The sequence below is a fragment of the Oerskovia sp. PE-21s genome, assembly GCF_056158145.1.
In genome coordinates, this window is sequence record NZ_JBUXJM010000006.1 from 70,613 (window position 1) to 85,282 (window position 14,670).

At 73.5% G+C, this 14,670-nt stretch carries 13 protein-coding genes; 8 read left to right on the plus strand and 5 right to left on the minus strand.

Annotated features, from left to right (window positions below; translation table 11 throughout):
* Nucleotides 1–5: 5 nt before the first annotated feature.
* On the minus strand, nt 6–2,282 hold the full coding sequence (locus ACZDYF_RS12850) for an LLM class flavin-dependent oxidoreductase (RefSeq protein WP_475057329.1): 2,277 nt from the start codon (nt 2,280–2,282) through the stop codon (nt 6–8).
* 117 nt (nt 2,283–2,399) lie between these two features.
* Here ACZDYF_RS12850 and ACZDYF_RS12855 point away from each other — a divergent pair, with 117 nt between their 5' ends.
* Nucleotides 2,400–2,918: a MarR family winged helix-turn-helix transcriptional regulator gene (locus ACZDYF_RS12855; protein WP_475057331.1), complete on the plus strand. Its 519-nt coding sequence runs from the start codon at nt 2,400–2,402 to the stop codon at nt 2,916–2,918.
* 7 nt (nt 2,919–2,925) lie between these two features.
* Here ACZDYF_RS12855 and ACZDYF_RS12860 read toward each other — a convergent pair whose 3' ends face one another.
* The gene (locus ACZDYF_RS12860; protein ID WP_475057333.1) at nt 2,926–3,594 is read right to left on the minus strand and encodes a hypothetical protein; all 669 of its coding nucleotides are present in this window, start codon (nt 3,592–3,594) and stop codon (nt 2,926–2,928) included.
* 45 nt (nt 3,595–3,639) lie between these two features.
* Nucleotides 3,640–4,662, minus strand: coding sequence for a beta-ketoacyl-ACP synthase III (locus ACZDYF_RS12865; RefSeq protein WP_475057337.1), 1,023 nt, complete (start codon nt 4,660–4,662; stop codon nt 3,640–3,642).
* A 197-nt stretch (nt 4,663–4,859) separates the two neighbouring features.
* Between ACZDYF_RS12865 and bsh the strand changes: the two genes are divergently transcribed.
* Nucleotides 4,860–5,807 (plus strand): choloylglycine hydrolase, encoded by a 948-nt coding sequence (gene bsh / locus ACZDYF_RS12870; RefSeq protein ID WP_475057340.1) that lies wholly within the window; start codon nt 4,860–4,862, stop codon nt 5,805–5,807.
* A gap of 38 nt (nt 5,808–5,845) precedes the next feature.
* Here bsh and ACZDYF_RS12875 read toward each other — a convergent pair whose 3' ends face one another.
* Nucleotides 5,846–7,315, minus strand: coding sequence for a carboxylesterase/lipase family protein (locus ACZDYF_RS12875; protein WP_475057344.1), 1,470 nt, complete (start codon nt 7,313–7,315; stop codon nt 5,846–5,848).
* A gap of 143 nt (nt 7,316–7,458) precedes the next feature.
* Between ACZDYF_RS12875 and ACZDYF_RS12880 the strand changes: the two genes are divergently transcribed.
* From ACZDYF_RS12880 to ACZDYF_RS12900, 5 genes are all read left to right on the plus strand, one after another.
* On the plus strand, nt 7,459–7,677 hold the full coding sequence (locus ACZDYF_RS12880; protein WP_475057348.1) for a hypothetical protein: 219 nt from the start codon (nt 7,459–7,461) through the stop codon (nt 7,675–7,677).
* A gap of 10 nt (nt 7,678–7,687) precedes the next feature.
* Complete coding sequence (locus tag ACZDYF_RS12885; protein WP_475057352.1) at nt 7,688–8,284, plus strand: hypothetical protein; 597 nt, start codon at nt 7,688–7,690, stop codon at nt 8,282–8,284.
* 39 nt (nt 8,285–8,323) lie between these two features.
* Nucleotides 8,324–8,995 carry an AIM24 family protein gene (locus ACZDYF_RS12890; protein WP_191791836.1) on the plus strand — a complete coding sequence of 224 codons (672 nt, stop codon included), beginning with the start codon at nt 8,324–8,326 and terminating at the stop codon, nt 8,993–8,995.
* 57 nt (nt 8,996–9,052) lie between these two features.
* The gene (locus ACZDYF_RS12895; protein ID WP_475057355.1) at nt 9,053–10,654 is read left to right on the plus strand and encodes a Na+/H+ antiporter; all 1,602 of its coding nucleotides are present in this window, start codon (nt 9,053–9,055) and stop codon (nt 10,652–10,654) included.
* A 185-nt stretch (nt 10,655–10,839) separates the two neighbouring features.
* Nucleotides 10,840–12,492, plus strand: coding sequence for a peptide chain release factor 3 (locus ACZDYF_RS12900; protein WP_191791834.1), 1,653 nt, complete (start codon nt 10,840–10,842; stop codon nt 12,490–12,492).
* A gap of 128 nt (nt 12,493–12,620) precedes the next feature.
* On the opposite strand, the gene ACZDYF_RS12905 is transcribed toward ACZDYF_RS12900, so the two are convergent.
* Complete coding sequence (locus tag ACZDYF_RS12905) at nt 12,621–13,187, minus strand: ArsR/SmtB family transcription factor (protein ID WP_191791833.1); 567 nt, start codon at nt 13,185–13,187, stop codon at nt 12,621–12,623.
* A 90-nt stretch (nt 13,188–13,277) separates the two neighbouring features.
* Between ACZDYF_RS12905 and ACZDYF_RS12910 the strand changes: the two genes are divergently transcribed.
* Nucleotides 13,278–14,660, plus strand: a complete 1,383-nt coding sequence (locus tag ACZDYF_RS12910) for an MFS transporter (RefSeq protein WP_475057359.1) — start codon at nt 13,278–13,280, stop codon at nt 14,658–14,660.
* Nucleotides 14,661–14,670: the final 10 nt, after the last annotated feature.

Here is a 14,670-nt window from a genome sequence, read left to right on the forward strand (position 1 = left end):
GGAACTCAGGCGTCCGCCGGCGGGATCGGGAAGTTCGCCGAGAACAGGTTCGTCGGGTCGACCTGACGCTTGACCTGACGCAGGCGCGAGAGCGTCGGCTCGGGGAACGCCTCACGCAGGCGCTCGGGACGCGGGTCGGTCTCGAACGACAGGTAGAGCCCGTCGGTGTGCGGGTGCACGAGCTCGTCCCACGCGCCGTCGATCCCGCCGGGCCCCCGGCGCGACCCGAAGGCCGCGACCGAGAAGTTCTGCGTGCGGTGCGCGTACGCCGTCGCGTCGGGCGCGACGTCGTTGACCGCCCCGCCGACCGCGCGGAGCTGGAGGAGCTGCGCGCCGCCGCCGTCGAGGAAGCGGGCGAGGTCGCGGGCCGTGGCCTGGTCGACGTGCTCGATCAGGCCCGAGCGCGAGCCGGGCTCTCCGCCGCCCGAGTGCTGGGCGTCGGCCCGGCGCACGATGCCCGAGTACGGCGTCAGCACGGCCTGGTGGTCGAGCAGAGGGGCCGAGTCGGCGAGGGACTCGAGCGCGCGGATCGCCGCCCCCGTGTCGTCGTCGGCCCACACGGTCATGAGCTGGGCCATGGGGCCACGTCCGCCGCGCGCCCCGCTCATGTGCAGGAAGCTCGTGAGCTCGCGCGGCGCCGACTCGACCGTCGCGGCCCAGCGCTCGAGCAGTCCCGCGGTGTCCGACGCGTCGAGCACCATGGTCGAGTAGACGAGGTCGGTCACGGGCGTCGCCTCGACGTCGACCCAGGTCACGACACCCATGTTGCCGCCCGCACCGCGCAGGGCCCAGAAGAGCTCGGGGTCGTTCTCGGCGTCGACGACGCGCACCCGACCGTCCGCGGTCACGATCTCCGCCGCGACCACGTGGTCGATCGTCAGGCCGTGCTTGCGGCCCAGGAGGCCGATGCCGCCCGTCGTGGCGAGGCCGCCGACGCCCACGCCGCCCGAGTCGCCCGAGCTGATCGCGAGGCCGTGCGGGGAGAGCACCTCGGCGACCTGGCCCCACGTCCCGCCCGCACCCAGGCGCACGCGGTGCGAGCCGTCGTCGGGCACGGTGACCTGGTCCAGGGCGCCGACGTCGAGCAGCACGCCGCCGTCGTTGGTCGAGCGACCGCTGATGCCGTGGCCCGCCGAGCGGACCGCGAGCGGCACGCCCTGCTCGCCGGCCCAGACGACGGCCTCGGCGACCTCGTGCGCGGTGCGCGGGCGGAGCACGATGCCCGGGGCGCCCGAGCGCATGTAGGTGTGGCGGACCGTGTCGTAGGCGCGGTCGCCCGGCTCGACGGCGCGCTCGGTCAACGAGTCGGGCAGGCCGTCGTAGTCGATCCCGTCGCGGCGGGCCGCGAGCGCCAGGGCGCCGCGACGGCGACCGGCCGGAGCCGTGCCGACCGACCGGCGCTCGGCCGCGACGAGCTCGCGCAGCGCCGGGGCGACCTCCTCGCCGAAGACGTGGATCTCGCGCGGGTCGTCGGTCGCGAGGACGAACCCGGAGACGCCGTCCTCGAGCGCGAGGTTGCCGAGCTCCTCGACCCACTGCTCGACGGGGCCCTGGAGGTAGCCCACGCGGCTCGGGGTGAACCTGCCGTTGACGTTGACCATGCGGCGCACCGCGCTCGGGTCGCGTCCGGCCGCGACCGCGGCCTCGTCGATCACCGCGTTGCCCCTGGCGAGGTCGCCGGGCTGGAGGTATGACAGGGACGGCAGCCAGCCGTCGCCCTTGCGGCCGATGAGCCGCTGCATGCGCGGCTTGACGGCACCGATCCAGATCGGGATGTCGTGCGCGGGGGCCGGGCCGCGCTTGGCGCCGTCGACCTGATGGTGCGTGCCGTGCACGCGCAGGGGCGTGCGGTCGCTCGTGTCCCAGATGCCGCGGATGATGTCGACGGCCTCGTCGAGGGCCGTGACCGCCTCGCCCGGCGTCAGGCGCGGCGTGCCCATGGCCTCGATCGCGTCCCAGAACGCACCGGCCCCCAGCCCCATCGCGTACCGCCCGCCTGAGAGCAGGTCGAGGCTCGCGGCCGCGCGCGCCAGGACGGCCGGCGGGCGCAGCGGCAGGTTGAGGACGTTGCCCGCGACGTGCACGCGCTCGGTCGCCGCGGCGACCCAGGTCATGAGGGTCCAGGTGTCGAGGAACCCCGCCTGGTAGGGGTGGTCCTGGAAGGTCACGAGGTCGAGCCCCGCGTTCTCGGTGATCTGCGCGAGGCGCACGGGCGCCTGCGGGTCGCTGTTCTGCGGGGTCAGGAAGGTCCCGAGGATGAGGTCGTGGCCGTAGTCCGTCATGCGTGCGCGCTCCGTGTGCCGCGGGGGCGGCGGTCGTCTCCAAAGATCGTCTGAGTAACAGACGATATCACCAGCAACTCATCTTCCATCGAGATCATTCCGATGTATCCTGGTCCCGTGACCCTCACGACGCCGGACACCACCCGCACCCCCAGCCCCCTCGGCTGGCCGCTCACCGCGCTCCTGCGGGAGTGGAGCGCACGGGTCGACTCGCTCGCCGAGGACCTGCCCGACGGGACACGCTGCTACCAGGTGCTCTCCGCCGTCGTGCACGACACCCCGCCCAGCCAGGCCGCGCTCGCCGCACGCCTCGGCATCGACCGGACCGTCATGACCTACCTCATCGACAAGTACGTCGGCTGCGACCTCGTCGAGCGGCAGGCCGACCCGACCGACCGCCGGACCCGTCGCATCGTCGCGACCGCCAAGGGGCGCGAGGTCCTCGCCGACCTCGACGCCCGCGTCGCCGCCGCCGAGGAGGACCTGCTCGGAGGCCTCGACGCCGCCGACCGTGCGACCCTGCGCCGCCTCCTCGACCGCGCCGCCGACGGGGCGACCCACGACGAGGACCGGTGCGCCGTCGTCGTGCAGGGCATGGACGCCGCGTCCTCGAAGCGGGCGCGCACCCCGCGCTAGCCGCGCCTCAGGTCGCAGGACGCGGACCGGGCGACACCGCAGGAGCCGGGGCGTCGATCGTGCGGCGCGACAGCAGCGCCGCGACCAGGAAGCACACCGCCCCCAGGAGCGTGCCGAGGTTCGCCCAGAACGCGCTCACGAGCGAGTCCGTCTGCGGCACCACGTACGCCCCCACGGCCGACGCGCCGAACGCGACCGACCCCACGAGGTTGAGCCACGTCCCGTGCCACGTGCGCGCGTCCGCGTCCCACAGGTGACCGCGGTCCCGGGTCGCGACGACCGCGAACGCGCTCGACACGAGGAACGCGACCGACCCGTAGGCGTCGGGCCGCCAGCCCGCGCCCAGACGCGTGGGGTCCGCGATCGCCGCACCCAGGGCGGCCGCGGTGCTGATGTTGAAGAAGAGGGTCCCGACGAGCTGGACCGCCGCGGCCCACCAGTCCCACCGGTCGGCCGGGAGCGTGCCCCGACGCGGCACGCGACGACCGCTGAGGCTGAGCTGGATCGCCGCCGCGAGCGTGAAGAAGACCGAGCCCACGCAGAACGTCACACCGACGACGACGGGTCCCACGGCCTGCGCGTAGAACGGCACCGCGCCGACCAGGAAGCACGCCGACCCGACGACGAACCCCCACGCCTCGCGGCGCAGGCGGCGCACGCGCGCGTCACCAGCCATGCGCCCAGCGTGGCACGCGGGGACACGGCCGTCTCGGCGGGCGGATCAGCGCGTGGGCGTCTGCACGACCTGCCCGGCCCACGCGAAGCCGCCGCCGAAGCCGATGAGCAGAGCGGGCACGCCCGCCGGGATCTTGCCCGAGTGCCACCACTTCGACAGGCCCAGCGGGATGCTCGCGGCCGACGTGTTGCCCGACTCCGTGATGTCCGTGACGACGACCTTGTCCTCGAGGCCCAGCGCCTTGGCGAGCGGCTCGATGATGCGCAGGTTCGCCTGGTGCGCGACGAGCACCTCGATGTCGTCGAGCGTCAGGCCCGACTTCTCGACCGCGGCGCGCGCCCGGTCCGCCGCGCGCGTGATGGCCCAGCGGAACACCGCGCGCCCGTCCTGCACGAACTTCTCGTCCGGGGCCTCGATGAGCACGGCCGGGGTCAGCTCGGGCTCCGAGCCCCACGCGACGGGTCCGATCCCCGGGGTGTCGGTGCCCTGCACCACGAACGCGCCCGCGCCGTCGGCCGTGAGGATGCACGTCACCCGGTCGGTCCAGTCGGTGAAGTCGGTGAGCTTCTCGGCGCCGATCACGAGGGCCGTGGTCGCGGAGCCCGTGCGGATCGCCTGGTCCGCGAGCGCCAAGGCGTGCGCGAAGCCCGAGCACGCGACGTTGACGTCCAGGATCACAGGCCCGACGACGCCGCGCAGGTCGGGTGCGTCCTCCTCCTCGGGCGTGGACTGGCCGGGCATGACGCCCGTGCGCAGGTTGTACGCCACGCGGCCCGCGGTGTTGGGCGAGCGGTCGCGTGCCGTGGCCGTCGCGACGATGACCAAGTCGACCTCGCTCGCCGCGACGCCTGCGTCCTGCAGGGCGTGCCGGGCGGCCGCGGTGGCCATGTCGGCCACGGTCTCGTCCTCGGCCGCGACGTGCCGCGTCACGATCCCCGTGCGGGACCGGATCCACTCGTCGTTGGTCTCGACCAGCTGGGCGATGTCGTCGTTGGTGAGCGTCCGCTCGGGCTGGTGGTGGCCGATCCCGACGATGCGCGAGCCGGCGGCTCCGGTGAGGGTGAGCATGGGTCGATCATTCCCCCGGGTGGGCGGATCGACCAAGTCGTCGGCGTCGACGGCCAGTCGACGAGCCGAGGAGCAGAACCGGCCCCACCGAGCACGATCGTCGCCCCGGCACGACGATGGGAGGAAGGGGGCACGACGCGGTGGTTCGGCGGACCGCGCACGCCTCACGTGGCAACCACGACGAAAGAGGCATCGGCATGTGCACAGGCATCAGGTTCTCGGACGGTCAGGGCAGCGCCTATCTCGCACGAAACCTCGACTGGACCAGCGGCTACGGTGAGCGGGTGGTGCTGACGCCCACGGGCTACGCGCCGAGGTCCCCGTTCGGCGCGGTGTCCGGCATCAAGCACGCGACCATCGGCATGGGCATCGTGGAGGAGAGCACGCCGCTCTACTTCGACTGCGGCAACGACGCGGGCCTGGCCGTCGCAGGGCTCAACTTCCCGGGGTACGCGGCCTACGCCCCCGGCCCCGTCGACGGCGCGGTCAACGTCGCCGCGTACGAGTTCCCCCTGTGGGTGAGCTCCCAGTTCGCGAGCGTGGACGAGGTCGAGGCAGCGCTCGCGGACGTGGTGATCGTCGACAAGCCGATCAACGACAAGTACCCGAGCTCGCTGCTCCACTGGATCATCGCCGACGGGAAGCGCGCCATCGTGGTGGAGCACACGAGCGAGGGCATGCAGGTCTTCGACGACGACGTCGACGTCCTGACGAACCAGCCCGGGTTCGCCTGGCACCACGAGAACCTGCGCAACTACCTCAACACCTCGCCCGAGTTCCCCCAGGAGACCGAGCTGGGCAGGGCGCACCTCACGCCGTTCGGCTCGGGCTCGCACATGCGCGGCATCCCCGGGGACTACTACTCGCCCTCCCGGTTCGTCCGTGCCGCGTACGTCAACGCCCACTACCGGACCAAGGGGACCGAGGAGGAGAACGTCTCCCGGGCCTTCCACACGCTGCAGCAGGTCGCGATGGTCGACGGGTGCGCCGCGATGGGCTCGGGCGAGTTCGAGATCACGATCTACACCGGGCTCTTCTCCTCGCGGACCGCGACGTACTACTGGAACACCTACGACGACCCGACGGTCCGCAGCGTCGCGATGGCCGAGCACGCGACGGACGGCGAGGAGCTCGTCCTCGCGTAGACCTCTGTCGCGGGCCGACCCCGGGGCCCGCCCGCCGTCTACCGACGGTCGAGCGCGGCCCGCTCCTCGTCGCGCGGTGCGAGGACCACGGGGTCGCCCTCGCCGTCGAAGACCCGCACGGGGCGGGTCTCGTCCCAGCGCTGCCAGCCCGGGTCGCCCGTCGTCGCGAACGCGACCCAGGCGGAGTGCATCGAGGTCGCGAGCGACTGCGGGGCCTCGGGCCCGGCGAGCGCCCGCGAGTCCGGCGACGCCAGGGCGTCGAACACGAACCCCAGCTCGACGGCGTGGGCCGCTCCGAGGTCCGCGACCGGGCTGCGCCAGGCGAACTCGTACACGTAGGTCTCGGCTCCCGCGGACCGGCGGGCGTCGGCGACCCGCTGGAGCGGGACGCGCAGCAGGACGTCCGTGGCGAGCGCCCCGAGGACGGCCCCCACGGGCGCCCCGGGGCGGTTGCGGCGGAACAGCCGGACTGCCCGCGCCGAGATCCCGACCTTGCGACGGGCCACCGCCAGGTGCAGGCGCCTGAACGTGCCGAGCAGCCCCGTGGGGACGAACCAGAGGCGGTACTCCTCGGTCGTGGCGCCGACGAGCAGCGGGATCGTGCGACCGGCCCCCGCCACGAGCGCGTCCTCGGGAGTGCAGGGCACCAGGTCGTCGTCGAGGCACAACGCGAACCCCGGTCCTCCCGTGAGCGGGGTCGCCCCGGCCGTGACGCGGTCCTGCGAGGCGATCAGCGCCTCGGGCAGGACGGTCGCGAACCCCTCGCGCGTCGTCGGGACGGCGAGGTCCTTGCCCATGGCGCGCGTGATGCGCCCTGCCCGGGCAGCCGGCTGCGCGGACAGCGGTCCGCTCTGCACGATCGCGCGCGCGACGAGCCCCGGCGCCGAGGGGTGGGCCAGGATCGCCGAGACCGTGTTCCCGCCCGCCGACTGGCCTGCGAGCGTCACGCGCCGCGGGTCGCCGCCGAACGCCGCGACCTCGTCCTGGACCCAGGCGAGCGCCGCGAGCTGGTCGGCCAGGCCCAGGTTGCGCGGCGCACCGTCGAGCACCGAGAACCCCTCGGCGCCGAGCCGGTAGTTGACCCCGACGAACACGACGCCGTCCTGCGCGAACCGCGTCCCGTCGTAGGCCGCGAGCGCGTTCGACCCGTGCGCGAGCGACCCGCCGTGCACCCAGACGAGGACGGGCAGCAGCTCGGTGCCCCGCTGCGCCGGGGTCCACACGTTGACGTGCAGGACGTCCTCGCCGTCGATCGTCACGGTCGGCAGCAGCTCGCCGAGCGCACCCGGGTACGGGGACTGCGGGGACGTGGCCCCGTACCGGGTCGCGTCCCGCACCCCGTCCCAGGGCTCGACCGGACGGGGCGCGGCGAAGCGACGGTCACGGAAGGGCGGCGCCGCGTACGGCACCCCGAGGAACCGCTCGACGCCGTCCGCGACCGTCCCCTCGACCGCGCCCTTGCCCGTCACGACCCGTACCCGGCCGGCGACCTCGCTGTCAGCACTCATCCCGTCATGGTCTCTCCGGTAGGCCCGTGGTGTCGGCGGCGCGCCGGTCGCGCGCGGGACGGGCGTGGCGCCGTCGGGCCTGGCGGGCGAACCTCGAGGTCGTGTGCGCCCTGGCCGGGGGTGGACCGGACGGTTCCTTCGTCATGACACCTCCCTGCCCGGCGCAGAGCACCCGGACGGCCTCCGCCGTGGTCGCGGCGGTCGTCGTCCTCGGGGCGCTCGTCCTCCTGCTGGTCGTGCGCCGTCGGCCGTGGGCCCTGCGCCCGGGGACGGGACGCGCCCTGTTCGTGGCGTTCGTGCTCGTGACCGCCGTGGCGGTCGTCACGGCGTTCTTCTCGACCGGGGTCGCTCCGGCGATCTAGGGTTCGGTGGATGTCGAGCATCCAGCGGTTCCGCGGCCGCATCGCCGGGTGGGGCACGGCGTCAGGGACCCGACTGGTCGTCGGCAGGTGGGACGTGTCCCCGTTCGGCGCGTTCGCCGACGTCATGGTGGAGCGGCCCGACGGCGAGCGCGTCCTTCTCGCCCCGTCGCACCAGGTCGCGGACCTCGTCGCGACGACGTACTGCTTCGACCGGGTCGAGGTGTGCCCCGTCGCCGTGTCCGAGGACTGGCACGTGGTCGCCGGGCCGCTCGAGGCGTGGGTCGGCGTCGGGCGCCGGACGGTGCTCGGCGGCGTGCTGCGCGTGGTGCCCCGGCGGGTCGCGGCCTCCCACCGGACGACGGTCCTCACCGACCCGGTCGCTCGGGTCTTCCTCCGCGGTGTCCGGACGCGTGGGAGCGCCGGACCCGGCCGGGTCGAGCACTACGGCGCGACGGACGTGCACGAGATCACCGGCGCCTGCACCGAGTGGGTCGGCGAGCCGCTCGGGGACCTGCGGGACGTCGACCCGCCCGTCCGGTTCGGGTTCGGTTCCACGCCGCGCCGACCGGCCGTGACGGACGTCGTGACGACGATCGTCGGGCGCTGACGCGTGCACGGGTGGCCCCGTTGCCGGATGATCGGTGCCATGCGCAGCACACTCATGAACCACGTCGAACAGCCGGGCGAACCGGGGAGCTTCCAGCTGCAGAACGACCGCATGCTCAAGGTCGACCTCGCGGGCACGGGCGGGTTCTTCTACGCCCGTCAGGGCTCGATGGTCGCCTACCAGGGTGACGTCGACTTCGCGTACGAGGGCTCGGGCGGCGTCGCCAAGATGTTCAAGAAGGCCTTCACGGGCGAGGGCATGTCCCTCATGAAGGTCTCGGGCAGCGGCGACGTCTTCCTCGCGCAGGACGCGGACCAGGTGTTCGTCCTGCACCTGGAGGACGAGGCCGTCACGGTCAACGGGTCGAACGTCCTCGCGTTCGAGAGCACCCTGACCTGGGACATCAACCGTGTCGAGGGCGCGTCCATGATGAGCGGCGGCCTCTTCAACACGACGTTCACGGGGACGGGTTCGCTCGCCGTGACGGCGTACGGGACACCCGTGGTCCTCGACGTCGACGAGCCCACGTACGTCGACATGCAGGCCGCGGTCCTGTGGTCGAGCTCTCTCACGTCCACGATCCGCAAGACCGCGAAGCTCTCGGCCGCGATCGGCCGCGGGTCGGGCGAGGCGTACCAGCTCGGTCTCACGGGGCGCGGCATCGTCGTCGTGCAGGCCTCGGAGGGGCACCCGGTCCCGACGGCGAAGTAGCACGGGGTACCGGCGGCCGGGACGCCGGACTGCCGACGGAGCCGAGAGGAGGAGGCCGTGATCGGGCTCGAGCTCGTCGTCGTCCTCGGCGTCGTCATCGTCGTGTGCGGCATCCTCGCGCGCCGCACCCGGGTCGCGGACCCGATCCTGCTGCTCGTCGCGGGGATCGCGCTCGGGTTCGTCCCGGCGCTGCGGCAGGTGCACCTGCCGCCCGAGCTCATGCTGCTGGTGTTCCTCCCGGTGCTCCTCTACTGGGAGGCCATCACCATCTCGCTGCGGGAGATCCGGGCGACGCTGCGCGGGATCGTGCTGACGAGCACGCTGCTCGTGGTCGTGACGGCTGCCGCGGTCGCCGCGGCGGCCCATGCGCTGGGCGTGCCCTGGGGACCCGCGTGGGTGCTCGGGGCGGCGGTCGCACCGACCGACGCGACCGCCGTCGGGGTCCTCGCGCGAGCGCTGCCCCGACGCACGGTCACGGTCCTGCGGGCCGAGAGCCTCGTCAACGACGGCACCGCGCTCGTGCTCTACGGCGTCGCGGTGGGCGTGACCGTGGGCGAGGAGACGCTCAGCGCCGGGCACGTGACCTGGCTGTTCGTGCTCGCGTACGGCGGCGGCATCGCGGTGGGTCTGCTCGTCGCGTGGCTCGCCGTCCAGGTGAGGCGCCGCATCGACGACCCGCTGCTGGGCAACGTCGTGGTCCTGCTCATCCCGTTCACGGCGTACCTGCTCGCCGAGCTGATCGAGGCGTCCGGGGTGCTGGCCGTGGTGGTGTGCGGGCTGGTCATGAGCCAGGTCGGGCCGCGGATCGGGCGCGCGGTGACCCGGCAGCAGACCGTCGCGTTCTGGTCGGTCTCGACGTACCTCATCAACGCGTCGCTGTTCGTGCTCGTGGGGCTCGAGGCGCAGTCCGCGGTGCGCAACCTGGTCTCGGAGGACCTCGTGACGGCGGTCGTCGGGGTCGCGGTCGTGTGCGCGGTCATCCTCGTGGTGCGGTTCGGCTTCCTCGTGCTCTCGGCGTACACGATCCGGCTCGTCGACCGGCGACCCTCCCAACGTGGGCGGCGCGTCACGAACCGGGCGCGCGCGGTCAGCACCGTCGCGGGGTTCCGGGGCGCGGTCTCGCTCGCCGCGGCGCTCGCCGTACCGACGACCCTGAGCTCGGGGGCTCCGTTCCCCGACCGGGACCTCATCGTGTTCATCACGTGCGGCGTGGTCGCGACGACGCTCGTGGTCCAGGGGCTCCTGCTGGCACCCACGATCCGGTGGGCCCGCCTGCCCGACGACGACGGGGTCGCCCGCGAGCGCCGGCTCGCCGACGAGACGGCTGCGCAGGAGGCCCTCGACGCGTTGCCCGACGTCGCGGCGGCGCTCGGCACCGACCCGTCGGTCGTCGACCGCCTGCGCGGTGAGTACGAGGAGCACCTGACGCTGCTGCGCGCCCGGGACGCGGAGGGCGACGAGGGCGGCGAGCCGGACCCCGCGGTGCGCCTCGACGACGAGTACACCGAGCTGCGGCTCGCGCTCCTGGCCCGCAAGCGCGACACGGTCGTGCGGCTGCGCGACCAGCGCGCGATCGACGACACCGTCCTGCGCCAGGTCCAGGCGCGGCTCGACCTGGAGGAGATCCGGCTCAGCCGGGGCGGCCCCGCGCCGGAGTGAGCGGGCCCCGCAGCGGAGCGACCCGGCCCCCGCCGCGGCCAGTCGACCGGGGCTCTCGGCACGTGGTCAGCGCGACCTCGATCTCGCGGGAGAATGGAGAGCTGGGTGCTGCGTCCCGCGCGGATGCGCCCCACCCCCTCGACCTCGATCGCGCAGGAAACTGCAGGAAGCCACAGGACGTTCCAGTGCCCTCAGCGGACCAGCCCACCACGACCTCCAGCACCACCGCTCCCGCGGCCGCCTCCCCGGCGAGCCCCGCGAAGGAGCGGGCGACCGTCCTCGCGGAGGCCTCGCGCCGCCGCTCGTTCGCGGTCATCAGCCACCCGGACGCGGGCAAGTCGACGCTCACCGAGGCGCTCGCGCTGCACGCCAACGCGATCCGCGAGGCGGGACGCGCGGACGGCAAGGCGGGCAAGCGCACGGTGTCCGACTGGATGGACATGGAGCAGGACCGCGGGATCTCGATCACGTCGGCCGCGCTGCAGTTCACCTACCGGGACGCCATGATCAACCTGGTCGACACCCCGGGCCACGCCGACTTCTCCGAGGACACATACCGCGTGCTGTCCGCGGTCGACGCGGCCGTGATGCTCGTCGACGCGGCCAAGGGGCTCGAGGTCCAGACCATGAAGCTCTTCGCGGTCTGCAAGCACCGCGGCATCCCCCTCATCACCGTCATCAACAAGTGGGACCGTCCGGGCAAGGACGCGCTCGAGCTCATGGACGAGATCCAGGAGCGCACGGGCCTGGTCCCGACCCCGCTCACGTGGCCCGTGGGCGTCGGCGGCGACTTCCGCGGTGTCCTGGACCGCCGGACCGGTCAGTACGTGCACTACACCCGCACGGCCGGCGGCACCACCATCGCGCCCGAGGAGGTCATGGACCCGGACGCGGCCCTGACACGCGAGGGCGACGCCTGGACGACCGCCGTCGAGGAGGCCGAGCTGCTCGCCGACACCAACGGCGACCACGACCAGGAGTCGTTCCTGGCCGGCCAGACCACGCCGGTGCTGTTCGGCTCGGCCGTGCAGAACTTCGGTGTCCACGCGCTGCTCGACGTCCTGGTCGACGTCGCCCCCTCCCCCTCGCCGCGCGTCACCGTGAACGAGGACACACGTCCCGTGGAGGCACCCTTCAGCGCGTTCGTCTTCAAGATGCAGGCCGGCATGGACACCGCGCACCGCGACCGCCTCGCGTTCGCGCGCATCTGCTCGGGCGTGTTCGAGCGCGGCATGGTCGTGAGCTCGGCCCGCACGGGCAAGCCGTTCGCGACCAAGTACGCCCAGCAGGTCTTCGGGCGCGAGCGCACGATCGTCGACACGGCCTACCCGGGCGACGTCGTGGGCCTCGTCAACGCGGCGGGCCTGCGCGTGGGCGACACGCTGTACCTGGACAAGAAGGTCGAGTTCCCGCCCCTGCCGACGTTCGCGCCCGAGCACTTCGCGGTCATGCGCGCCAAGGACGTCTCGCGCTACAAGCAGTTCCAGCGCGGCGTCATGCAGCTCGGCGCCGAGGGCGTCGTCCAGGTCCTGCGCTCGGACCTGCGCGGTGACCAGGCGCCCGTCCTGGCCGTGGTCGGGCCCATGCAGTTCGAGGTCGCCGAGCACCGTATGGCGACCGAGTTCAACGCGCCCGTGACGCTCGACCGCCTGGGCTACTCGATGGCGCTGCGCACCACGAAGGACTGGGTCGCGAAGCTCAACGAGCAGCCGGGGGTCGAGGTGCTCCAGCGCGAGGACGGCGAGTACCTGGCACTGTTCCCGGACCGCTGGCGCGTGACGTCGGTGCGCAACCGCCTCGACGACGTGGTGCTGCTCGAGGACGAGATCTTCGGCTGACGCGCCGGGCGCGACGGCCGCAGCGCCGTAGATGCCCGCAGAGCCCTCGACGCCCGACGGCGGAGCGCCCCCACGTACCCGGGTGCGCTCCGCCGTCGGGCGTCCTCGTGCAACGACGTGACGGCACCTCAGTGCGTGTCGTCGCTCCTGTCCTGCCCGTGGGGAGCCAGCACCGCAAGCACCTGGTAGGCGCGCCGCGCCGGGTCCGGTGACTCCTTGGCCTCGGTGAGCGCGCGGTCGGCCCAGCGTTCGAGCAGGTCCGCCAGGTCCTGCGTCATCTCCGCAGCCAGCCCTGGCGTGAGGACGAGCGCGTTGATCGCGAGCAACCGGTCGTCCAGCCGGGCCTTCTCGTCGTTCGCCTCGACGAACAGGCGCTCGGCCCACACCAGTGCCGGGCGGACGACCTCCCGGACCGTCTCGGGCGACCCTGGGTCGACGACGTACCTCTCGGCGACGTTCGTCCACACGCGGTCGCGCCGGTCGCGCGCGTGCTCGGGTGCCTCGGCGATCATGCCCGCCTTGGCCAGCACCCGCAGGTGAAAGCTGATGGAGTTCGCGGGCTCTCCGATCGCCTGTGCGAGGTCCGCGGCCCGGGCGTGCCCGAGGGCCGCGAGCTCGGTGAGGATCCGCTGCCGCATGGGGTGCGCGACGGCCCGGAGCGCCGTGGGGTCCTGGACGTGGAAGGTCTCGCGCATCCCCCGAGGCTAGCAACGCCGTCGCCGTCCGCACGACCACTTGCGCAATCATCATTGCGCATCAGTTGTTGCGAGACTACGGTGTGTCGCATGTCGACCACCCAGAGCACGCCGCCACCTCCCCGCGCCTCGACGGACACTGCGGCCCCGGACCCGGTCCTGCTCCCCGCCTCACCCGCAGCCCCCGTCTCGCCCGAGGCGCCCGGCGACGCCCCCTCCCCCGCTCCACCCCTCCTGCGCAACCGGTCGTACATGCTCCTGATGTCCGGGCTGACGACCGAGTCGCTCGGCGCCGGCCTCGCACTGTTCGCCGTCCCGCTCGTCGCCTACTCGCTGACCGGGTCGGTCCTCCAGGCCGGAGCCGTCGCAGCGGTCGGCCAGGTCGGGGCCCTGCTCGCGACGCTGCCGGCCGGCGTCGTCGCGGACCGCGTCGACCGGCGTCGGCTCATCGTCGCCGCGAGCACCGTGGGCGCCGCCCTCTGGGCGACCGTGGGCGTCGCAGCAGCGCTCGGATCGCTCACCGCCTGGCACCTCGCGCTGGTGCTGTTCGGCGCCTCGGTCGTGGGAGCCTTCGTCGACCCCGCGACGAGCGGAGCCTTCCGCTCCGTCGTCCCGACCCCCCAGCTCCCGACCGCGCTCGCCGCGTCCCAGGGGCGAGACGCCGTCGCGAGCCTGCTCGCAGGCCCCGTCGGCGGTCTGCTCTTCGCCGTCGGGCACGCGGTCCCGCTCGTCGCCGCGGCGATCGGGTCGGCCGCGACCGCGGCATGCACGTGGGCCGTGCGCGAGCCCCTCAACGGCGACACCGCGGAGGCCCGCACGACCCGACCCGTCGAGGCGCTGCGCCAGGGCCTGCGCTTCGTCTGGTCGGTCCCGCTCTTCCGGACGCTCCTGGGCCTCTTCGTCGTCATCAACGTCGCGTTCGGCGGGCTGCTCGTCGGGATCAACCTCGAGCTCGTCCGGACCGGGGTCGCCCCCGTCCTCATCGGGATCATCGACCTCGCCGTAGGTGCGGGCATCCTCGTCGGGGCCGTGCTCGCACCGCGGCTCGTCGCGCGCGTCCGGGCCGGGGCGCTCACGGTCGCCGCACTGGCCGCCCTCGCCCTCGGCGCGACTCTCATGGCCGCCCTCCAGACGTACCCCGCCTACGTGGCCGTGCTGCCGCTCGCCGTCCTCCTGGTCCCGGCCGTCAACGCGGGCCTCGCCGGCTACGCAGCGGCGATCACCCCGCTCGAGATGCAAGGACGCCTCGCCTCGATCATGGGACTGACCGGGCTCGCCGCCGGACCCCTGATCCCGCTCGTCGGTGCCGGGTTGCTCGACCGGTTCGGGATCGGGACCGCGCTCGTGGCGCTCGCGGGGCTGCTCGTCGCCACGGTCGCCGTCATCGCAGCGGCACGCCCGCTCTGGCGCGTCGGCACCCCGGAGACGTGGGCCGACGACGCGCTGCCGTCGGCCGCCAGGGCCACGGACTGACCTCGCGCCG